Genomic DNA, 22100 nt, shown 5'->3' on the forward strand with positions numbered 1-22100 from the left:
CTGCCAGGTCATGGGGTGGATCATGCGTTTGCTTGTCCTCACGCTGTCATTGGTGCTGGTGGCAGGCTGCGAGCCGGATCCACCGCCGCCGCCGAGATCCGTGGACACCAAGCCCGCGGAGACCGGCGCCCCTTTGTTCGCCTACGCCGAGAAGGGCAAGCTCCGGCTGATGCGGGCCGGTGCCGTGGTCGCCGAACTCGACGCCGACACCGGTGAACAAGCGGAATGGGCTCCGGACGGTTCGCGGTTCGTGGCGATCACGGGCGAGCAGCTGGTCTCGATCGATGCGCGGACCGGCGCGATCGCGAAGGCCGCTTGCACCTGCCACGACATCGCGATCGCGGCCGGGAAGGTGTACGCCTCGGCGGAATACGGCGCGACCGAGCTGACAGCGTTCGACCTCGCCACCCTCAAGCCCCAGGGGCCGCTGAAACTGGACAACGGCGCCTCGTCGATCGCCGGCGCCGGTGATCGGCTGGTGACGTTCCAGATCTCGCAAACCGGTGCCCGCGACGCGAGCGAACTGATCATCGTCGACCCGGCCACCGGCAAGACGACGAACGCGGGCAAGGTCGGCCAGGTGGCGGACACCGCGTTCACCCCGCGCGGCTGGTCGGGTGGGCCGCTGTTCGCCTACGCCACCACGGGATCCACAGGCGCGGCGACAGCGGTGGCCGAGGTGTTCTGGCTCGACCCCACCAGCTCGGCCGAGCAGACGAAGACGAGCGACCAGGAGTTGCGGCAGACGACACCGAACATCGCCGCCGACGACTGGAACAGCAGCCGCGACCACCTCTGGTGGGCGGCGGACGGAACCCTGCGCACAGCCGCGTGGACGTGGTCATGCACCTACGGCGGACTGAACGGACCGCAGTGCGGTGAGAAGTCCGCGCACAACCAATGGCGTTACGACGGCGCCCAATGGGCGCGGACCGACGAACGCGACCTCGACAGCGTGCTCGACATCGGCGCCGGGAGCGGTCTCGAACTCGGCAGGGGAGAGGAAGACAAGCCACTCACCTTGGTGGAAGGCCAAACCCGGACCGTGCTCAGCACCCACGCCCGTCAGGTGTGGATTCCCCCGCAGCACGGTCGCCCGACCGGCGACTCCTCGCCGGCTGCGCTGGCCAAGCAGTGGGCTCCTCTGGTTCGCCTGTCGCAGTTCGATCTCGCGGGCCCGGCTGACCCGAGCGACTTCATCGCCCGCTCCACGCTGAGGTGGAGTCACGACAACAACTGCCACGACCACCACATCGCGGGCGACCTCGACGAACGCGTCCTCGGTCAGGGCGGCTACCACCACCAAGCGGGAGGGAAGCCGCATTACCCGTTGAACCGCGAGTGCCCCCATGAAGGCGACCCGCTCCCGTCGAACCACACCGAGGACGTCGGCTCGGGGGAATTCCTTGGGCCCGAGGGCTTCTTCCTCGATGCCGACAATCTCGCGATCGCCGAAATCGACGATCCTCACCGCTCCGACGGAGTGAACACCGCCCCCGTCTACTGGCAGCACGCCGATCAGGACGGCAAGCCGGGCGGCCGAGTCGCGGTCATCTACTGGCTGTTCTACCCCATCAACCCGAACGCCAACCCGCACGAGGGCGACTGGGAACGGGTAGCGGTCGTGTTAGACGACGAAACGCCGGTCACGATGACCTTCTGGGGACACGGGCACGCCTGCGCCATGCCATGGACCGACGTCGAGAAGGCTGACGGCCATCCCGTCGCCTACTCGGCTGTCCTCTCGCATGCGTCATACCCGCGACCGGGACGAAACAAGCAGGACATCGCCAACCCCGGCGACCGCTGGACCACCTGGCAGAAGCTCGAACCTGTCACCGAGCAGCCTTGGTGGGGCTACACCGGAGCATGGGGTGAGGGCGGACCCAAGCACCTTCGTGGCCCATCAGGCCCCTCACCGGGGCGAGGCGTTGGCGAAACGTTCACCACCGACAAGTGCTAGCCCGACGGCTCGGCACCCGGAACCGGGAATGAAAAACGGCCCGCGAGCGCCATTGCTCGCGGGCCGTCGTCAGCACCCCATCAGACCAGCGGACGGTCCGTGGGCTCGATCGGCCGCGGCAGCACTGCCCGGCCGGTCAGGTAGGCGTCGACGCCTGCCGCGGCGCTGCGGCCCTCGGCGATCGCCCACACGATCAGGGACTGGCCGCGGCCCATGTCGCCCGCGGTGAAGACACCTTCGACGGAGGTCTGGAAGTCGGCGCCCCGGGCCACGTTGCCGCGCGGGTCGAGGTCGACGCCCAGGTCGGTCAGCAGGCCGTCCTTCTCCGGGCCGACGAAGCCCATCGCCAGGGTGACCAGGTCGGCCGGGAGCTCGCGCTCCGAGCCGGGGACCGGGACGAACTTGCCGCCCTCGTTGACCACCTCGGTGATCCGCAGCGCGCGCACGTTGCCGTCCGCGTCACCGACGAACTCCGTGGTGGACACCGAGTACACGCGCTCGCCGCCCTCCTCGTGGGCCGAGGTGACCCGGTAGAGCATCGGGTACGTCGGCCACGGGTTGACGTCGGCCCGCGACTCCGGCGGCTTGGGCATGATCTCCAGCTGGGTAACGGAAGCCGCCCCCTGCCGGTGCGCCGTGCCGACGCAGTCCGCGCCGGTGTCGCCGCCGCCGATGACGACGACGTGCTTGCCCTCGGCGTGGATCGGGGAGCGGTCCAGCGTCCCGGCCGCGACGCGGTTGGCCGGGGGCAGGTACTCCATCGCCTGGTACACGCCGGTCAGCGAGCGGCCCGGGATGGGCAGGTCGCGCCACGCGGTGGCGCCGCCCGCCAGGACCACGGCGTCGTAGTCGGAGCGCAGCTGCTCGACTGTGACGTCCACGCCGACGTTGACGTTGGTCCGGAACTCGGTGCCCTCCGCCGTCATCTGCTCAAGACGCTTGTTCAGCCGGGACTTCTCCATCTTGAACTCGGGAATCCCGTACCGCAGCAGACCACCGATCGCGTCCGCCCGCTCCAGCACCACGACGTCGTGGCCCGCGCGGGTCAGCTGCTGGGCGGCGGCCAGGCCCGCGGGGCCGGAGCCGACCACGGCGACCTTCTTGCCGGTGCGCACGGTCGGCACCTGAGGCTTGATCCAGCCCTCGTCCCACGCGCGGTCGACGATCGAGATCTCGACCCGCTTGATGGACACCGCGTCGTCGTTGATGCCGAGGACGCACGCGGACTCACACGGGGCCGGGCACAGCGTTCCCGTGAACTCCGGGAAGTTGTTCGTCGCGTGCAGCCGCTCGGCGGCGGTCTTCCAGTCGTCGCGCCAGACCAGGGTGTTCCACTCCGGCACCAGGTTGCCCAGCGGGCAGCCCTGGTGGCAGAACGGGATGCCGCAGTCCATGCAGCGACCGGCCTGCTTCTGCACGCGCTCGTTGCCGAACTCGTCGTAGACCTCGCGCCAGTCCTTCAGGCGCAGGAAAACCGGCCGGTGGGACGCGTTCTCCCGCGGCGTGGTCAGAAAGCCCTTGGGGTCAGCCATGTGCGGCCTCCATGATCGCCTTGTCGATGTCGCGGCCGTCGCGCTCGGCGGCGGCACGCGCGGCCAGCACGCGCTTGTAGTCCTTCGGCATCACCTTGGTGAAGCGCCGGACCTCGTTGTCCCAGTCGGCCAGCAATGCGCGGGCGACGGCGGATTCGGTCTCCGCCAAGTGCTTCGAGACGACCTCGCGAAGGAAGTCGTTGTCCTCCACGGAGATCGGGTCAAGGTCGACCATCTCCGGGTTGACTCGCTGCGCGGCCAGGTCGAGCACGTAGGCGATGCCGCCGGACATGCCCGCCGCGAAGTTGCGCCCGGTGGGCCCGAGCACAACCACGCGACCGCCCGTCATGTACTCGCAGCCGTGGTCGCCCACGCCCTCAACGACGGCCAGCGCGCCGGAGTTGCGGACGCAGAAGCGTTCGCCCACCTTGCCGCGCAGGAAGATCTCGCCGCCGGTGGCGCCGTAGGCGATGACGTTGCCCGCGATCACGTGGTGCTCGGCGGTGTACTGCGAACCCGGGTGCGGGCGCACGGTGATGCGGCCGCCGGACAGGCCCTTGCCGACGTAGTCGTTGCCGTCGCCGACGAGCCGCAGCGTGATCCCGCGCGGGATGAACGCGCCGAACGACTGGCCCGCCGTGCCGGTGAAGGTCACGTCGATCGTGTCGTCGGGCAGGCCCTCGCCGCCCCAGCGCTTGGTCAGCTCCGAGCCGAGCATGGTGCCCACGGTCCGGTTGACGTTGCGCACGGGCAGTTCCAGCCGCACGTGGTCGCCGGAGTTCAGCGCGCCCTCGGCGAGCTGGATCAGCGTGTTGTCGAGCGCCTTCTCCAAGCCGTGGTCCTGCTTGGTGACGCAGTGCCGCGCCGCGCGCGGCGCCAGCTCGGGCACGTGGAAGATCGGCGACAGGTCCAGACCCGAGGCCTTCCAGTGGTCGACCGCGTCGCGCATGTCGAGCAGCTCGGCGTGGCCCACGGCCTCCTCGATCGAGCGGAAGCCCAGCGCGGCAAGGTATTCGCGCACTTCCTGGGCGATGAACTCGAAGAAGTTGACGACGTACTCGGCCTTGCCGCTGAACTTGGCGCGCAGCACCGGGTTCTGGGTCGCGACACCCACCGGGCAGGTGTCCAGGTGGCACACCCGCATCATGACGCAGCCGGACACGACCAGGGGAGCGGTGGCGAAACCGAACTCCTCGGCGCCCAGCAGTGCCGCGATGATGACGTCGCGGCCGGTCTTGAGCTGCCCGTCGGTCTGCACGACGATCCGGTCGCGCAGCCGGTTGGCCAGCAGCGTCTGCTGCGTCTCGGCCAGGCCCAGCTCCCACGGACCGCCCGCGTGCTTGATCGACGACAGGGGAGAGGCACCCGTTCCGCCGTCGTGGCCGGAGATGAGCACCACGTCGGCGTGCGCCTTGGACACACCCGCCGCGACCGTGCCGACGCCGACCTCGGAGACCAGCTTCACGTGGATGCGGGCCGCCGGGTTGGCGTTCTTCAGGTCGTGGATGAGCTGCGCCAGGTCCTCGATGGAGTAGATGTCGTGGTGCGGCGGCGGGGAGATCAGGCCCACGCCCGGCGTCGAGTGCCGGGTCTTGGCGATCCACGGGTACACCTTCGTGCCCGGGAGCTGCCCGCCCTCGCCGGGCTTCGCGCCCTGCGCCATCTTGATCTGGATGTCGTCGGCGTTGACCAGGTACTCGCTGGTCACGCCGAACCGACCACTGGCGACCTGCTTGATCGCCGAACGGCGCTTCGGGTCGTAGAGCCGGTCGGAGTCCTCGCCGCCCTCACCGGTGTTGGACTTCGCGCCCAACTGGTTCATCGCGATGGCCAGCGTCTCGTGCATCTCCTGCGAGATCGACCCGTAGGAGATCGCGCCCGTGCCGAACCGCTTGACGATGGACGAGACCGGCTCGACCTCCTCGACCGGCACCGGCGGGCGCACGCCCTCCTTGAAGGCGAACAGGCCGCGCAGCGTCTTCAGCGACGCCGACTGGTCGTCGACCGCGCGGGTGTACTCCTTGAAGATCTCGTACTTGCCCGACCGGGTGGAGTGCTGCAGCTTGAACACCGTGGTCGGGTTGAACAGGTGCGGCTCACCCTCGCGGCGCCACTGGTAGTCGCCACCGGTGATCAGGTCGCGGTGGCTGGCCCGAACACCGTCGCGGGGGAAGGCCTGCGCGTGCCGCTGCGCCACTTCCTCGGCCAGCACGTCGAAGCCGACGCCGCCGAGCCGCGAGGTGGTGCCGGCGAAGCAGGCGTCGATGACCTCGGCGCCGAGGCCGAGGGCCTCGAAGATCTGCGCGCCGGTGTAGGAGGCCACAGTGGACACGCCCATCTTGGACATGGTCTTGCGGACACCCTTGCCCAGCGCCTTGATCAGGTTGCGGGTCGCCTTCTTGGCGTCCACACCGGCGATCAGGCCCTGCTCGGCCAGTTCCTCGACCGTGGCCATCGCCAGGTACGGGTTGACCGCCGCGGCGCCGTAGCCGATGAGCAGCGCGATGTGGTGCACCTCGCGGGCGTCACCGGACTCCACGACCAGGCTGACCTGGGTCCGGGTCTTCTCCCGCACCAGGTGCTGGTGCACCGCGCCGACCAGCAGCAGCGACGGGATCGGGGCCAGGTTCTCGTCGACACCGCGGTCGGACAGCACGATCACCCGGGCGCCGTGCTTGATCGCCCACGACACCTCGGCGCGGATCTCGTCGAGCTGCTCGCGCAGCGCGTCACCGCCGCCGCGCACGTCGTAGAGGCCGTGGATGGTGACGGCCTGGTACTCCGGGCGGTCGCCGTCGTCGTTGGCGTGCACGATCTTGGCGAGCTCGTCGTTGTCCAGCACCGGGAACGGCAGGGTGATCCGGCGGCAGGAGTTCTCGTCGACCTCGAGCAGGTTCGGCTCGGCGCCCAGCGCGGCGCCCAGCGAGGTCACCAGCTCCTCGCGGATCGCGTCCAGCGGCGGGTTGGTGACCTGGGCGAAGAGTTGGCTGAAGTAGTCGAACAGCGGCCGCTGGTTCGTCGACAGCGACGCCAGGGGAGCGTCGTTGCCCATCGAGCCGATCGGCTCCGCGCCGGTGCGGGCCATCGGCTGCAGCAGGATGGCGAGCTCTTCCTCGGTGTAGCCGAACGCCTGCTGCCTGCGCACCAGCGACGCGTGCGTGGGCACCTCGCGCTCGCGCTCCGGCAGCGACTCCAGCGTGGTGAGTCCATTCGCGACCCACTCGGCGTACGGGTGCTCGGCGGCGAGTGCGCCCTTGATCTCCTCGTCGTCGATGATGCGGCCGGCGGCCGTGTCGACCAGGAACATCTTGCCCGGCTCCAACCGTCCCTTGCGGACGATCGTGGTCGGGTCGATGTCGAGCACGCCGACCTCGGAGGCCAGCACGACCAGGCCGTCCTCGGTGACCCAGTAGCGGGCCGGGCGCAGGCCGTTGCGGTCGAGCACGGCGCCGATCTGGGTGCCGTCGGTGAACGAGACCAGCGCGGGACCGTCCCACGGCTCCATCAGCGTCGAGTGGAACTCGTAGAACGCCCGGCGGGCCGGGTCCATCTCGGTGTGGTTCTCCCACGCCTCGGGGATCATCATGAGCACCGCGTGCGGCAGTGAGCGACCACCGAGGTGCAGCAGTTCCAGCACCTCGTCGAAGGACGCGGAGTCGCTGGCGCCGCGGGTGATGACCGGGAAGATCCGCTTGAGGTCGCCCGGGATCAGGTCGCTGGCGAGCATGGACTCGCGCGCGTCCATCCACGCGCGGTTGCCGCGCAGCGTGTTGATCTCACCGTTGTGGGCGACGTACCGGTACGGGTGCGCCAGCGGCCACGACGGGAACGTGTTGGTGGAGAAGCGGGAGTGCACCAGGCCGATCGAGCTGGTGACCCGCTCGTCGCTCAGGTCGGGGAAGAACAGGCCCACCTGGGGCTCGGTGAGCATTCCCTTGTAGACGATCGTCCGCGAGGACAGCGAAGCGAAGTAGACGTCCGTGTCGTGCTCGGCGCGCTTGCGCACACAGAAGGCCAGGCGCTCCAGCGGAAGGCCGGACACACCGTCGGCGGCGGCGATGAACAGCTGGGAGAAGTACGGCATGACCGACGCGGCGGTCGCGCCCGCGTGCTCACGGTTGACCGGCAGCTCGCGCCAGCCCAGCACCACGGCGCCCTCTTCGGCGGCAACGCGCTCGATGACTGCCACGGCGGCGGCGCGCTCGGTCTCGTCGACGGGCAGGAAAGCCGTGCCCACGGCGTAGGCGTCGGGCAGGGGGAAGTCGACGACCTCGCGGTAGAACCCGTCCGGAACCTGGATCAGCAGGCCCGCGCCGTCGCCGGTGTCCGGCTCGGCACCGCGGGCGCCGCGGTGTTCCAGGTTGCGCAGGGCGACGAGCGCTTTGGCGACGATGCCGTGGTCTCTGCGACCGGCGAGGTCGGCCACGAACGCGACACCACAGTTGTCGTGTTCGTACTGCTCGTCATAAAGGCCCCCGTGCCGGGGGTCCTGGCGGGTCGTCATGTGAAGCGGCCCTCCCTCTGCTCTGACGCGCACACGGGCGCGCCGAGTAGTCAGGGGAAAGCCGCAATGGGCACTTTCACCGTCGACTCGGCCCGGTGTGCGTCGCGTGCTGTGCGGCGACGTGCGGAAATAGCCCGGGCTTGGGCGGTTGAGCGCACCTCATCGTGCGGAGTGGCAGCGCACCTCGTCGTGCGGCCTGCGTGCGGCGGTCGGGTCCGGTGTGGACGCCGTCGTCACGCGATATCGCCCCAGGATCGTCTGGGACTTTCCATGACAATAGTGTGAACTCGGCGTTATCGGGATACGCCGAACGGAGCTCGTGGCGAACACCACGTGCCCTTGACGCCGGGCCTTCGTCGCCATGATAGCTCTGACCAGGCGATTCTTTGTTTCGGGAGCGTTTCGGGCTCTTCGAACGTTGGGCAGATATCCGGCCGAATTCTTCCAGGGAAGGGACTCGCGGTGCCGATTCTGTTGGTGCTGTTCCTCGCCGTCGTAGCGGAAATCACCGTGATGGTCACTGTCGGCAACCTTGTCGGCATCCTGCCGACCATCTTGCTGCTTATCGCCGCGACCTTCGTGGGTGTTGCACTGCTGCGCCGAGAGGGCACCAAGACACTCGGGGCGCTGCAGGCCGCGATCACCGCCCGCCGCCCGCCCGAGCGCGAACTCGTCGACGGCGTGCTCGTCGCGGCCGCGGGCGTGCTGGTGGTCCTGCCCGGCTTCATCAGCGACGTCCTGGCGATCCTGCTGCTCCTCCCGCCGACCCGCGCCATCGTGCGCCGCAGGCTCATCCGCCGGGCCGAGGTCGCGGTCGCCAACCGGGAGCGTCGGACGATCATCGTGGACTCAATGGTCGTAGGCCCGGACACCGACGATCCCCACCCTTCCAGTGCAGATGCCAAGCCGACTATCTTCCTCCCGGAGAGCAGGCGCGAGACCGACTGAGCGGCCTTCTCCACCTGGTGAGCAGGCCGATGTCCCGCGTGCCTGTCGCCGCTTGTCCCGGAAGGATTGGCCGCATGCGTCGTTCCCTTGTCGCGATCCCCGCGGCGGCAGCACTGCTGCTCGCCGTGACGATCCCCGCGTCCGCCGCGGGCCCCACGTCGGGCACGTTCCAGACCTACAGCCCGGGTGCCACCGCGATCACGTACGCGCCCGACAAGGTGCCCGTCGGCGCCAAGGCCACGGTCGTCCCGATCTCCGAGGGCGAGAAGACGGTGGTTCTGTTGATCGTCAAGGATCTCCTGCCGCACCGCCAGTACGGCGCCCACGTGCACGTCAAGCCCTGCGGCGCGCTGCCCGCCGACGCGGGCCCGCACTTCCAGAACGTCAAGGACCCGGTGGTCCCGTCGGTCGACCCGGCCTACGCCAACCCGGACAACGAGATCTGGCTCGACTTCCACACCGACGCCCGCGGCCACGGGCAGGCCGTGGCGAAGGTCGGCTGGGAGTTCGGCGACCGCCCGGCCGACTCGGTCGTCATCCACGCCGAGCACACCCACACCGAGCCGGGCAACGCGGGCACGGCAGGCCCGCGCCTGGCCTGCCTCACCCTCGACGACTGAGCGACTCGTAGACCGAACTCGGCCACCCCGACGATCTCCTTCGTCCGGGTGGCCGAGTTTCGAGGTTTGTGAATCAAGTTCGCGCAAAGCGCGACGGGATGGCTGAACGCCCGACCGCCACGCCGCCCGGATGCGGCGGCGGCCGACGGCGGGGTCCTGTGCGCGGGCGAGGGCTCGCATGGTTCGGAGGGGTTCTTCGCCCGGCCCGTGAACTGGTGTGGGTGTGCTACCTCGCGGAGTCGAACCCGTTCTCCGAGATCGCAGTCGAGGGAGACCGGGTGACGGTGACGTCGACCTCGGGGGTGTCGATCACGGTGTCGGTCGAGACGCCCGAGCGGGCTGACCACTTGAGTGGAAGTACTCAGGGCAAGCCGCACAGAGGCGGCTAGCATGGTCCATGATCCTCTTCCGGGGCGATCCCAGTGGCGCTCGCGGTCATGGCCGTGGCGTCCTGCGCGTGGTCGGCGCGCCGTGATGGCCGAGGCGTTCGGCGCGGGTGAGCGCGTGGCTCTCGGTTTCGACGCGGGCGGGTCCGTCTCGCTCAGGCGAGCAGCGACAGCAACGTCCGCGGCCCGCTGACCTGCGCGCCCACCTTCTCGCAGCGGCGGAGCAGCTCCCGGTCGGCGGTGATCACCAGGCACGGCGCGTCGAGCCTGCCCCTGGCCATGTCGACGATGGTGTCGTCGCCGCTGCCGGGGGCGTCGACGACGGTGATGCCGTCCACCGAGCCGATCCCGCGGGCCGCGCCCTCGACGACGAAGAGGATCTCCGGGAACGCGACGTCGAACGGGGTGATCCCGGGGAAGGCCGCGACCTTCGCCAACTCGTCGCGCAGTCTGGCCGCGGCACCCGCCCGGTCCTTCCACCAGCCGTCGGCGCGGGCGCCCATGACGTTGGCGGCGTCGACGATCAGCACCGGCCGGACGAGGGCTGTGCGCAGGGTGGTCCAGGCCTTCGCGAACGGCGGGTAGAGGTTGAGCCGGTCGACCTCGTCCACCGGGATCCACGCGGCCGCACGGGTTTCCCGGGAGGCGCGCTCCACGGTCGGCATGCTGTCGATGGAGCCGATCACGGTCTCGTAGGACCAGTTCCCGTGGTCGACGCCGATCACGCCGAACGGCGTCACCAGCGAGGTGTCGAGGGTGCACTCCTCGCCGGTCTCACGCAGCGCGGCCTCGACGGCGCTCTCGTGGCTGTCACGCGCGCCGCCGAACAGGGCCCAGGTGCCGCCGCCGTGCGTCCAGCGGGAGCGGTGTTGCAGCAGGACGTGCCCGTCGTGCACCGGCAGCAGGCCCGCCGCGCCGAAACGTCCCCAGTGGACGTGTCCGCGCTCGCACCGGACCACCCAGTCACCGTCACCCCGTGCCATGCGCCTCCTCGAGTACGGCGGGAACGCCCTTCGCGAAACCCGTTCGCTCCAGTATCGGCGTGACCCCGAACGTCGCGCCGCCGAAGTGCGCGCCGTCGGCGAACCGGGCGTCCTCCAGGTGGAACGGCCCGGTGAACGTCGCGGGGTTGAACCGGGCGAGCGCACTGAAGCTCGCCTTGCGGAACCAGGCGGGCCCGCCGAACTTCGCGCGCTGGAACTCGGCGTCCCCGGCGAAGGCCACTTCGTCGAACGTGGTCCCGCGGGCGAAATTCACGCCGTAGAACGTGACCGCACCGTCGAAGGTCGCCCGGCTGAACCGGCACGCCGCGCTGAACTCGGCCAGGTGGAACCGTGCGGTCCCCTCGAAGCGCGCTTGCTCGAAGGAAGCCACGCTGTCGAAGGTCACCCGCTCGAACCCGCAATGCCGCCCGAAGCGCACCCCGTCGAATCCGGCGAAGTCGCCGAAGGTCGTGCCGATGAACTCGGCCTGCCCGGTGAAGCTCGCCTGGCGGAACTCGGTGTTCCCGCCGAAGCTCGCCAGCTCGAATCCGGCGTCCGCGGTGAAGACCGCCTCCCTGAATCGTGCCGATCCGGAGACCCGCAGGTCGCGGAACTGGGCGGGACCGTCGAACGTCGCCCGGCTGAAGCGCGCGGACCGGACGCGGCAGCCGACGAGGTCCACTTCGACGAGGATCGCGCCCGTCAGGTCGAGATCGATGTCCGGCCAGAACGCGGACTCGGCGTCCGGCCGCAGGTGGTGGAACAGGATGCGCTGCGTCGCCATCCTGACCTCGCGCTCCTGGTGGGCGACGTCGGCCTCGCCCAGCGGTGGGAAGGGCATCCGCAGGTAGGCGCACAGCAGGTTCACGATCGTCTGCCGCTGCTCCGGGTTGCCCTGGGCCAGCCGTTCCAACGCGTACAGACCCGCGAGGCGCACGGGTGCCTTGTCGGAGCCGAGTTGGTCGGCGGCCTTGGTGTACAACTCGGTGATCCGCCGCTCGGCCGCGTCCTTCTCCGACGCGTCCGCGGTCCGCTGCTGGTGGGCCACCGTGTCGGCGGCGACCTGTCGCTGCAGGGCCAGGGCGCGCTCGCGGTTGTCGAGGTCGTCCTCGGTGGACCGCTGCCGCCGCCACGCCAGGTACAGCGCGAACACCCCGCCGCCGCCGATCCCGATGCTCAGGCCGATCCGCAGCGCCTCGAAGCGCGCGGTCACCAGCTTGTCGTCGGTCAGGCCGCGCGTGCCCGCCCACCACAGCACGGTCACCACCACGGCGGTGAACATCGTCAGCCCGATGACGACCGCCGCCAGCGTGCCCTTGGACAACGGTTTGAGGGCAGCGCGCTCTTTGGATACGACCACGCCGCGATCATCGCGCATCCCGCCCACCGCGTGCGGGGGAATAGCTTCTCAGCCGTTGTTCGTGGGCTGTTCGTGTGACGTTCTTGCCCGGTGCTCCTGGCTGGTCCACCGTGCGCACGGTGAGAATCGCACTGAGCACGATCATCGCCGCCCTGCTGCTGGCCATCGGCTTACCCGCCGAGGCCGCCGCGGCCACCTTCACCCTCGACAAGGCCGAGTACACGGTCGGAACGCCGGTCACGGCCACCTACACGACCGACCGGCCCGACGACCAGAACTGGGTCGGCATCTACTCCGACCCGGGCAACGCGCCGGTAAACGGCACCTACGTCGGACCCAGCACCGCGTGGACCTACGCACCGGGCGCCTCGGGCACCGTCACCCTGCCGACGACCTCGCTGAGCCCCGGCGCCTATGTCGCCTACTTCCTCTACAACGACGGCTACACCTCCCTCGCCGCCCCGGTGCGCTTCACCGTGGTCGGCGCCGGGTCCCAGCCGCCCGCCTTCCTCGCCGACCCCACGCCGCTGCGCAACGCGCGGGTGGACGCGGCGTACCAGGCGAAGATCGTCGCGGTCGACCCGGACGGCACGAAACCGACCTACCACAAGGTTTCCGGCCCGTCGTGGGCGACTGTCGCCGCTGACGGCACAGTCTCCGGCACGCCTCGGGTCGCCGATGTCGGCGTCAGCCAGGTCGTCGTGTCGGCCACCGACGGCGAGGGCCTGACCGCGCGCGCCACCGCCACGATCACCGTTCGGCCGGTCGGCCAAAAGCTCGTCCCGGAGCCGGTGGTGACCGCGTTCAACGTGTGGCACTCGGGCTCGCAGGTGACCGACGGCGTCACCAAGCAGCTGCGCTTCCTGGTGTCGTCGGGCAGCGACGTCGTCGGCCTGTCGGAGAGCCGCGGCACGCACGCGAAGACGATGGCCGACGCCCTGGGCTGGTACTCCGTGCACAACGGCGGCGACCTGGCGATCATCAGCAAGTACCCGCTCGGCGCGACCTTCACCGCCGAGGCCGGGTTCGGCGCGCGGGTGGAGTTCGCCGCCGGTGAGCGCGCGGTGATCTGGGACGTGCACCTGAACTACACGCCCTACGGCCCGTACGACGCCTGCTTCGACAAGATGAGCGTCAACAAGATCATCGCCAGGGAGAGCCAGTCCGGGCGGGTCCGGGAGATCGAGTCCGTCCTGAACGCGCTGGCGCCGCACAAGGCCGAGGGCATCCCCGTGTTCCTCGTCGGCGACTTCAACGCCCCGTCGCACCGCGACTGGACGCCCGCCGCGGCGAGCCTGCACTGCGGGTACACGGTGAACTGGCCGGTCAGCCAGGCCGTCGAACGCGCGGGCCTGGTCGACTCCTACCGGGTGGTGAACCCGGACCCGGTCAAGATGCCGGGCAACACGTGGTCGCCGGTGTATCCCAAGCACAACGGGAGCACCGGTGTCGCCGAGCCGCAGGACCGGATCGACTTCGTCTACTCGGTCGGGCCGGCGCAGCCGCTGACCAGCAGCGCTGTCGTCCGGGGAACGCCTGCCGCAGTCCCGAACCACGCGGGCAACGAGTGGGCCTCCGACCACGCCGCCGTGGTCACCCGCTTCCGGCTCTGAGCTACGCGGCCCCCACTCCCTCTCCGGGGGTGGGGGCCGTCTCCTCGATGGCGGGCACCGGAGTCGCCGCCTCCCACATCCGCTCGGCCTCCGCGACGAAGTGGTGGAACCACGGCCCGTCCTGCGCGGTGAAGGTCATGATCGGGCCCGCTTCGCGGCGGGGCTGGAACTCGTAGTGCTGCACACAGATCAGCCCGCGCGGGCTGGTGACGTCGAGGCAGTTGAACCCGGCGGACGGGATGGTCGACAGCACCCTCACTTCGAGCCTGCCCTCGTTGCGGGCCTGGATCGTGGCCAGGTCCTCAAGGGTGGTGAGGATGCGCTGCTTCACCCGACCCGCGCCCATGCTGTGCGCCATCCGCCGGTCCGCGGTCTCCATGAGCGCTTCGTCGTGCGGGTCGGGCACCAGGACGCGGATGCGGCCCCCGGCGGCCAGGATGGCGGGGAAGTCGGTCGTGAGCCCCTGCACGGTCCTGGTCATGGTCAAGCCGATGACCAGCATGTCGAACGAGGCCGCGCGCCGGGAGATCAGATCGGCGGGAAACTCCGACTTGAGCAGCGTGGTCGGGTTGCCCCGCTGGGCTTTCCCGAGCTCATCGAGCTGGCGGCGCGACTTGATCTGCGACAGCGCCAGCCAGGCGAGCAGCGCGAGGACCACCGAGGAAAGGGTCTTCACGTCCGACAGGCCCGAGGCGCCCAACGCGGTGAACGCCACAGCCACCATGGCCAGGATGTAGAGATCCACGTTCTCGTCGTTGATCACACGCACCAATAACCGGCGCAGCCTGCCTGGCCTCTGAGACATATCCCGATCTTCTCAGAGTTCGCCGACCGCGGTCACGTAAACGACAGCGGTGCCCGCCTCATCGGAGGCGGCCAGGTCGATCTCGGCGGTGAAGCCCCAGTCGTGGTCGCCCGCCGGGTCCTCGAAGATCTGCCGGACCAGCCAGCGCTCGGCCTCGGCCTCGATGATCAGCAGCGCCGGGCCGCGGGCGTTGGGTCCGGTGCCGATCTGGCTGTGCAGCTCGAAGTACGGGTTGAGCGCGTCGGCCCAGGCCTCGGCGTCCCAGCCGCTGTCGCCGTCGAGTTCCCCGAGCGCCCAGTAGTCGCGGCGGGCCGCGAGCTGGACGCGGTGGAACAGGGCGTTGCGGACCAGGACGCGGAAGGCGCGGGTGTTCTTGGTGACCGCGGGCGGGGTGTCGTCGACCCGGTCCTCCAGCTCGCCGGTCTCCGGGTTGGTGAGCTTCTCCCACTCGTCGAGGAGGCTGGAGTCGACCTGGCGGACCAGCTCGCCGAGCCACTCGATCAGGTCGGTGAGGTCCTCGGTCTTGGCGTCATCCGGGACGGTCTGGCGGACCGCGCGGAACGCGTCGGCGAGGTAGCGCAGGACAAGGCCCTCGGAGCGGGTCAGGGCGTAGAAGGAGACGTACTCGGTGAAGGTCATCGCGCGCTCGTACATGTCGCGCACGACGGACTTGGGGGAGAGCTGGTAGTCGCCCACCCACGGGTGCCCGCGCCGGTAGGTGTCGAAGGCCGGGAGGAGCATCTCGGCCATCGGCTTCGGGTGCGTGACCTGCTCCAGCAGTTCCATCCGCTGGTCGTACTCGATGCCCTCGGCCTTCATCGCCTGCACGGCCTCACCGCGCGCTTTGTGTTGCTGCGCGGAGAGAACCTGACGCGGATCGTCCAAAGTGGACTCGACCACGGAGAGCACGTCGAGCGCGTAGCTCGGGGACTCGCGGTCCAGCAGTTCGATCGCGGCCAGCGCGAAGGGGGAGAGCGGCTGGTTGAGGGCGAAGTCAAACTGAAGGTCGACGGTGAGCCGGACGGAGCGGCCCTGGTCGTCGGGCTCGTCGAGCTTCTCCACCACGCCGGCGGCCAGCAGCGCCCGGTAGATCGCGATGGCCCGCAGGATGTGCCGGCGCTGGGCGGGGCGGTCCTCGTGGTTGTCGGTCAGCAGCTTGCGCATCGCGGTGAACGCGTCGCCGGGGCGGCCGATGACGTTGAGCAGCATGGAATGGCTGACGTGGAAGCTGGACGTCAGCGGCTCGGGCTCGGCCGCGACCAGGCGCTCGAAGGTGGGAAGGCCCCAGGACACCATGCCCTCGGGCGGCTTCTTGCGGACGAACTTGCGGCGCTTCTTCGGGTCGTCACCGATCTTGGTGAGCGACTTTTCGTTGTCGATCACATGCTCGGGCGCTTGGACCAGGACGGTGCCGAGCGTGTCGTAGCCCGCCCGGCCCGCGCGGCCGGCGATCTGGTGGAACTCGCGGGCCTTGAGGATGCGGGTCTTCACGCCGTCGTACTTGGAAAGGGAGGTGAACACGACCGTCCGGATGGGCACGTTGATGCCCACGCCGAGGGTGTCGGTGCCGCACACGATCTTCATCAATCCCGCCTGCGCCAACCGTTCCACCAGCCGCCGGTACTTCGGCAGCATCCCGGCGTGGTGCACCCCGATACCGTGGCGGACCAGGCGGGACAGGGTCTTGCCAAAGCCGGAGGAGAACCGGAAGTTCCCGATCAGCGCGGCGATCTTCTCCTTCTCCTCCTTCGTGCAGACGTTGATGCTCATCAGCGCCTGCGCACGTTCCAGGGCGGCGGCCTGGGTGAAGTGGACGACGTAGATCGGGGCCTGGTTGGTGCTGAGCAACTCGTCCAGCGCCTCGGTCAGCGGCGTCATCCCGAAGGAGTAGAAGAGCGGCACGGGTCGTTCGGCGGAGGTGACGACAGCGGTGTCGCGCCCGGTCCGGCGGGTGAGGTCGTCCTTGAACCGGGTGACGTCGCCCAGGGTCGCGGACATGAGGACGAACTGCACCTTCGGCAGTTCGAGGAGCGGAATCTGCCACGCCCACCCCCGGTCGGGCTCGGCGTAGAAGTGGAACTCGTCCATGACGACCTGCCCCACGTCGGCCTCGGCCCCGTCGCGCAGGGCGATGTTGGCCAGGATCTCCGCGGTACAGCAGATGATGGGCGCACTGCCGTTGACGCTCGAGTCGCCGGTCATCATGCCCACGTTCTCGGCCCCGAACATCTCGCACAACGCGAAGAACTTCTCCGACACCAACGCCTTGATGGGCGCGGTGTAGAAGCTTCGGGTTCCTTGCGCGAGGGCCGTGAAGTGCGCCCCGGCCGCGACCAGGCTCTTGCCGGAGCCGGTGGGGGTGTTGAGGATGACGTTGGCCCCGGAGACGATCTCCATCAGCGCCTCCTCCTGGGCGGGATACAGGGAAAGACCCTGATCGGAGGCCCAGGTGGCGAAGGCGTCGAAGAGCTCGTCGGGTTCGGGGGTAGCGGGCAGCCGCGAAGTGAGCGTCATGGTGTCCCGATCGTGCCTGGTCCACCTATGGGGACGCCAGGCGGGGCCACAGTAACCTGCACCGTCCGGGGCCTCGCGAGTAACGAGGTTCGTTCTTCGGGAGACAACCGATTATGTGGATATCGGTAGTTCTCGCTGGGATCACCTCACTCGCGGCGTTGGCCGGCGTGGCTTTAGGCGCATTCGTGGAGCCGATCAAGCAGCGGGCGGCGCAGCGAGTTCGAATTCATCAAGAACGCTTCGAGCGATGTGCTCAGCTGGTCGAAGCCGCAAATGAGGCCCGTGGTCTCGCCATCGCCGTCAACCGGGCACATCGTGGCGAGCGGCCGGCATTCGGACCTGATGGTGTGACCGACTGGTCGGTGCTGGACGAACGTTTCCATGCGGCGCGTGCCCGGGTCCGCACGTTGGCGGGTGTTCTGCGCATTTACGGACCAGACGAATTGGCCGAGAAGGCTGAAGCTGTCCGCAAAGCTGAGGGTGCACTCGCCTACGCGCGGTTCGCCCAAGACGGTGAGGCCGCCGGTGGTCGGCCTGTGTCAATCCCGATCGACATGCGCCGCGCCGCCGATGGTCTCGACCGTGCGGTTCTTGAATTCACCGATGCTGCTCGGCAATAGTCGAAAGTTGGAGATCCCAGGCTGGCCGTGGCGGGACAGTGCACCAGCCTGGGATGGTCTGTGTGGTTAGAACCGGTGCCCGTAAAGCACGCTGCGAACAGCACCAACGACGGAGCTGAACAGCGGCAGGGACGGGTGGACCGGGTCCGGGGCCGTGGCCCAGAAGGCGACCGTGCGGTCCGTGTGCCCAGTGGGCAGCAGGACTCGCGCGTTCACCGGCTCCACGCCAGGGGGCAGCGGCCTGCGGCGCTGTTCGTCGGTCATCGGCTGGGTGAGGAAGGTCCACTCGGTGCGCTTGCCGGGGGTGGCGAGCACGGGGCCCGCCAGCATCCGCAGCCGCAGCCACCATTGGACTTCCGCGCCCAGGCCCGCGCGCATCCGCAGGCCGCCTACGTGTTCGCCGAGGTCGAGGTACGCGCCGAGTGCGTCGCCGTCGACCGGCCAGCCCAGGGTGGTCCGGTAATCAGGCACTTCGAAGGTGTGCGCGAGCGGTTGTGCGCCACCTTCCAGTGCGTGCAAGTCGGAGAGTTCCGCCGCCGTCATGGCGAGCCACCTTTCGGCGTCGACGGGTCGGGTGCGCCTCCTGTGGCGTGGTTGGTCCGATCGTCGACTTCTGTTCATCAGGATGAGTGATGGTGGCCCCGGTCACCCATCTCAGTAAGGCATAACCTTTGCCTGATGACCTATAAATCCGCAGGTCACACGCGAACCGACGCAGGCAGGATGCGCCGAAGGATCCCGTGTGGGTGACCGTGCCGGCGCCACTCTCTGGGGTAGCCCAGTGACACTTCCTGGAACAGGACGCCGTCGTGGTGGGTGATGCGCGGGATGTGCAGGTGCCCGTAGACCATCGCCGCGGTGGGGTAGCGGGTGTGCCAGTCGGCGGTCAGTTCCGTTCCGCACCACTGGGCGAACTCGGGGTAGTGCAGGATCCGCGTGGGTTCGCGCACGAGCGGGTAGTGGTTCACCAGCACCAAAGGCAGGTCGCACGCGGCGAGGCGGGGCTCGGTCAGCGCCACCCGCGCTCGGCACCATTCGTCTCGGGTCGGGTACGGGTCGGGGTGCAGGTAGACCTCGTCGGTGCAGACGACGCCGGTCTCGTGGGCGTAGGCGAGCGACTCCTCCTTGGTCGAGCACCCCGGCGCGTGGAAGGTGTAGTCGTAGCCGATGAACAGCGGGGCCACCAGGACCGGACCGCCCTCGCCGTCCCACCGTTCGTACGGGTCTTCCGGGGTCACCACCCCAAGCCCCCTGCACATCTCGACCAGCGCCTCATACCGCTCGACGCCGCGGGCCTGAACGGGATCGGCGCCGACGGTCCACAGCTCGTGGTTGCCGGGCGCCCAGATCACCTTGGCGAACCGCTCGGCCAGCGTGCCGAGCGCCCACTCGATGTCGGGCACCTGGTCGGCGACGTCGCCCGCGACGATCAGCCAGTCGTCCGCGGACTCGGGCCGCAGCCCTTCCACGATCGCGCGGTTCTCCGCGTAGGTGATGTGCAGATCGCTGATAGCCAGGAGGGAACCCACACCCCGATACTCGCACGGGCGCCCGACACCGGTGATCTCACCCGCCCATCAGCTCCGCCGCCCGCTTGATCGCCTTGCGCACCCGGAAGTACGACCCGCACCGGCACACGTTCTCGATGGCGTCGATGTCGGCGTCGGTGGGCTTCTTGGTCCGCTTGAGCAGCGCCACCGCCGCCATGATCTGACCGGGCTGGCAGTAGCCGCACTGGGCGACGTCCTGCTCCAGCCACGCCTGCTGCACCGGGTGCAGCACGTCGCCGTCGGCCAGGCCCTCGATGGTCGTGACCTCCTTGCCCGCCGCGTCGGCCACCGGCACGACACACGGGTTCACGGCCTTGCCGTTGAGGTGGCTGGTGCACGCCTTGCAGACGTCGATGCCACAGCCGTACTTCGGCCCCTTGACGCCCAGCTTGTCGCGCAGCGCCCACAGCAGCGGCAGGTCGGCGGGCGCGTCGACGGTGACCGTCTTGCCGTTCACGGAGAAGGTGTAGTTCGGCAACGGGTTCTCCTTAACGCGGGAACGGTTCGAAGTCGACCGGGAAGTTGATCGGGAAGCTGCGCGGCGCGATGCCGGTCGCGCGCGCGTACGCGTTCGCGATAGCGCCGACCGCCGCGGGGACACCGAGTTCGCCCGCGCCACCCGGCTCGCCGTTCGGCGGCATGATGAAGATCTTGACGTCGGTCGGAGAGTCCTTCTGCCGGGCGTAGTGGAACTGCGAGTAGCTGCCCTCCAGCGGCAGCCCCCGGTCCAGGTGCAGACCGGCGCGCAGCGTCGTGGAGATCGCGTCGGTGAGCCCGCCTAGCAACTGCGACTCCAAGCCGCGCGGGTTGATCGGCCTGCCGTAGTCGCCCGCGATCACGGCCTTCACCACGCGCGGGTTCTTCTTGTCCCGGGCGTCGATCGTGACCAGGCACGCGGTGCACGACTTGTACTCCTCGTGGAACCCGACGCCCTGGGCGAACCCGGCGGGCAGGCTCATGCCCCACTTGCCTTCCGTGGCGACCTTGTTCAGCACGGCCCGCTGCTTGTCGGTCTTGAGGAACTCGCGGCGGAACGCGACCGGGTCCTTCCCGAGTTTGCGGGCCAGCTCGTCGACCATGATCTCCTCGGCGCCGCGGGTGTTGGCCGAGTAGACCGACCGCCAGCTGCCCGTGTGCATCCTCAGCGGGACCTCGTTGAGCAGCTGCGTGGTGACACCGAAGTTGTACGGCGACTTGATGGTCATGAGGAAGACCGTCTGCGCGAAGCTGAGGTTTCCGCCGACCGGCAGGTCCGCCGCCCGCGCGGTGAGGATCTCGCCGAGGCCGTGCCGGAAGTCGGTCTCCACGCTCGCGACGCGGTGCTCGAAGGTGAGCACGTTGCCCAACGCGTAGGTCGCGCGGATCTTGTGGTGGCTGGCGGCGCGGGCGCGGCCGTGGCGCATGTCGTCGACCCGGCTCCACATGAGCTTCACCGGACGCCCCATGGCCTTCGAGATGTGCGCGGCCTCCAAGGCGGAGTCGAAGAACAGCCTGCGGCCGAACGACCCGCCGCCCTGCACCACGTGGACTTTGACGCTGTCCTGCGGCAGTCCCAGCTCCTGGGCGATGGTCTGCTGGGCGACGATCGGGGACTTGAGACCGGCCCAGATCTCGGCGCGGTCGGCCCGCACGTCGGCGATCGCGGAGTTCGTCTCCAGCGGCGCGTGGCTGGTGAAGGCGAAGTCGAACTCGGCTTCGACGTACTGGGTCAGCAGCGGCGGCACCACGAGCGGCAGCGCGGCGGCCCGCAGCTTCTTCTTGATCGTCGCGTCGGACTCGGCGTCGACCGTGCCCGCGTTCCACGTGACCTTGAGCGCGCGGGTCGCGTCCTGCGCCTGCCCGAAGGTCTCGGCGGCGACGGCGACACCGGTCCGCACGACCGCGAGGTCGACGACACCGGGCATCGCGCGCACCGCGGCGGCGTTGTCCACGGACCTGACCGTGCCGTTGATCGACGGCGGCCTGCGCACCATCGTCGGCAGCGCGCCCGGCACGTCGAGGTCGAGGGTGTACTGCTGTTTGCCGGTGACCATCGCCCGCGCGTCGATGCGCGAGGTCGCCTTGCCGATGAGCGTGAACTCCGACTCCGGCTTGAGCGCGGGAGACCCGACCGACAGCGCCGTGTTGGCCGCTTCCACGGCCAGTTCACCGAAGCTGACATGCAGCCCGTCGAGCGAGACCACTTCACCCGCCTTCGTCCGCAGGCTCGACGCCTCCGTGCCCCACCGGGCCGCGGCGGCGGCGACCAGCCTGGTTCGCGCGGCCGCGGCGGCCCGCCGGACCGGCTCGTAGACCGCTCGGATGGTGTTGGAACCGCCCGTGAGCTGGTTGAACAGCAGCTCGGGCCGCGCGTCGTCGAGGCGGACCCGCACCTGCGACAGCGGCACGTCCATCTCCTCGGCGACCAGCATGGCGGTGGCCGTGGTGATGCCCTGCCCGACTTCCGCGCGCGGCAGTTGCAGCGTCACCATGCCGTCGGACTCGACGGTCAGGATCAGCATGTTCGAGGTGGGGGCCGCGGCGAGGATGAGGAGCTCGCCCAGGTCCATCAGGTCGGCGGGAGCGGGCGGCGTCGGCACGGCGGCGTCGGCCGTCGGCTCGTCACCGGTGAGATTCACCGCGATCGTCAGCGTGGGAGCGGCGACGAGGAACGCCAGCACCTGGCGCCTGGTTGGTGTGCCCATCGGAACCTTCCGTCTGGA

16 protein-coding genes are annotated in these 22100 nt (G+C 69.4%); 6 read left to right on the forward strand and 10 right to left on the reverse strand.

Annotation, left to right across the window (positions count from 1 at the left end):
- The first annotated feature begins 22 nt into the window (after positions 1-22).
- Positions 23-1963, forward strand: a complete 1941-nt coding sequence (locus tag C8E96_RS20555; protein WP_133794622.1) for a YncE family protein — start codon at positions 23-25, stop codon at positions 1961-1963.
- A gap of 80 nt (positions 1964-2043) precedes the next feature.
- On the opposite strand, the gene C8E96_RS20560 is transcribed toward C8E96_RS20555, so the two are convergent.
- Entirely contained in the window at positions 2044-3495 is a 1452-nt protein-coding gene (locus C8E96_RS20560; protein WP_091374892.1) for a glutamate synthase subunit beta, read from the reverse strand.
- Positions 3488-7999, reverse strand: coding sequence for a glutamate synthase large subunit (gltB, locus tag C8E96_RS20565; RefSeq protein ID WP_091374895.1), 4512 nt, complete (start codon positions 7997-7999; stop codon positions 3488-3490). Before gltB ends, C8E96_RS20560 begins: the two co-directional genes overlap by 8 nt.
- A 462-nt stretch (positions 8000-8461) precedes the next feature.
- On the opposite strand from gltB, the gene C8E96_RS20570 reads away from it, so the two are divergent.
- The 3 genes from C8E96_RS20570 to C8E96_RS33435 all read left to right on the forward strand — a co-directional run bounded on the left by C8E96_RS20570 (position 8462) and on the right by C8E96_RS33435 (position 9956).
- A complete protein-coding gene (locus C8E96_RS20570) occupies positions 8462-8947 on the forward strand; it encodes an FxsA family protein (protein WP_228769885.1) in 486 nt (161 codons plus the stop codon).
- A gap of 74 nt (positions 8948-9021) precedes the next feature.
- A complete protein-coding gene (locus tag C8E96_RS20575) occupies positions 9022-9567 on the forward strand; it encodes a superoxide dismutase (RefSeq protein WP_091374898.1) in 546 nt (181 codons plus the stop codon).
- A 221-nt stretch (positions 9568-9788) separates the two neighbouring features.
- Complete coding sequence (locus tag C8E96_RS33435) at positions 9789-9956, forward strand: hypothetical protein (protein ID WP_166658062.1); 168 nt, start codon at positions 9789-9791, stop codon at positions 9954-9956.
- 152 nt (positions 9957-10108) lie between these two features.
- Here C8E96_RS33435 and C8E96_RS20580 read toward each other — a convergent pair whose 3' ends face one another.
- Positions 10109-10936, reverse strand: a complete 828-nt coding sequence (locus tag C8E96_RS20580; RefSeq protein ID WP_091374901.1) for an NUDIX hydrolase — start codon at positions 10934-10936, stop codon at positions 10109-10111.
- Entirely contained in the window at positions 10923-12296 is a 1374-nt protein-coding gene (locus C8E96_RS20585) for a pentapeptide repeat-containing protein (protein ID WP_228769886.1), read from the reverse strand. The genes C8E96_RS20580 and C8E96_RS20585 overlap by 14 nt, the downstream gene beginning before the upstream one ends.
- A 119-nt stretch (positions 12297-12415) precedes the next feature.
- Here C8E96_RS20585 and C8E96_RS20590 point away from each other — a divergent pair, with 119 nt between their 5' ends.
- The gene (locus tag C8E96_RS20590) at positions 12416-13909 is read left to right on the forward strand and encodes an endonuclease/exonuclease/phosphatase family protein (protein WP_133794625.1); all 1494 of its coding nucleotides are present in this window, start codon (positions 12416-12418) and stop codon (positions 13907-13909) included.
- Position 13910: 1 nt separating this feature from the next.
- Here C8E96_RS20590 and C8E96_RS20595 read toward each other — a convergent pair whose 3' ends face one another.
- Together C8E96_RS20595 and C8E96_RS20600 are read right to left on the reverse strand one after the other, a co-directional pair.
- Positions 13911-14714 carry a hypothetical protein gene (locus C8E96_RS20595; protein WP_091374908.1) on the reverse strand — a complete coding sequence of 268 codons (804 nt, stop codon included), beginning with the start codon at positions 14712-14714 and terminating at the stop codon, positions 13911-13913.
- A gap of 12 nt (positions 14715-14726) precedes the next feature.
- The gene (locus C8E96_RS20600; RefSeq protein ID WP_091374911.1) at positions 14727-17228 is read right to left on the reverse strand and encodes a DEAD/DEAH box helicase; all 2502 of its coding nucleotides are present in this window, start codon (positions 17226-17228) and stop codon (positions 14727-14729) included.
- A 185-nt stretch (positions 17229-17413) separates the two neighbouring features.
- Here C8E96_RS20600 and C8E96_RS20605 point away from each other — a divergent pair, with 185 nt between their 5' ends.
- Entirely contained in the window at positions 17414-17848 is a 435-nt protein-coding gene (locus tag C8E96_RS20605) for a hypothetical protein (protein WP_133794627.1), read from the forward strand.
- A gap of 66 nt (positions 17849-17914) precedes the next feature.
- On the opposite strand, the gene C8E96_RS20610 is transcribed toward C8E96_RS20605, so the two are convergent.
- The 4 genes from C8E96_RS20610 to C8E96_RS20625 form a co-directional block, all read right to left on the reverse strand.
- Positions 17915-18391, reverse strand: a complete 477-nt coding sequence (locus tag C8E96_RS20610; RefSeq protein ID WP_091374916.1) for a hypothetical protein — start codon at positions 18389-18391, stop codon at positions 17915-17917.
- Between the two features lie 155 nt (positions 18392-18546).
- Positions 18547-19377 carry a metallophosphoesterase family protein gene (locus tag C8E96_RS20615; protein ID WP_228769887.1) on the reverse strand — a complete coding sequence of 277 codons (831 nt, stop codon included), beginning with the start codon at positions 19375-19377 and terminating at the stop codon, positions 18547-18549.
- A gap of 37 nt (positions 19378-19414) precedes the next feature.
- The gene (locus C8E96_RS20620) at positions 19415-19876 is read right to left on the reverse strand and encodes a (2Fe-2S)-binding protein (RefSeq protein ID WP_091374921.1); all 462 of its coding nucleotides are present in this window, start codon (positions 19874-19876) and stop codon (positions 19415-19417) included.
- A 10-nt stretch (positions 19877-19886) separates the two neighbouring features.
- Complete coding sequence (locus tag C8E96_RS20625; RefSeq protein WP_091374924.1) at positions 19887-22082, reverse strand: xanthine dehydrogenase family protein molybdopterin-binding subunit; 2196 nt, start codon at positions 22080-22082, stop codon at positions 19887-19889.
- Between the last annotated feature and the right edge of the window lie 18 nt (positions 22083-22100).

Source organism: Actinokineospora alba (assembly GCF_004362515.1).
GTDB lineage: Bacteria > Actinomycetota > Actinomycetes > Mycobacteriales > Pseudonocardiaceae > Actinokineospora > Actinokineospora alba.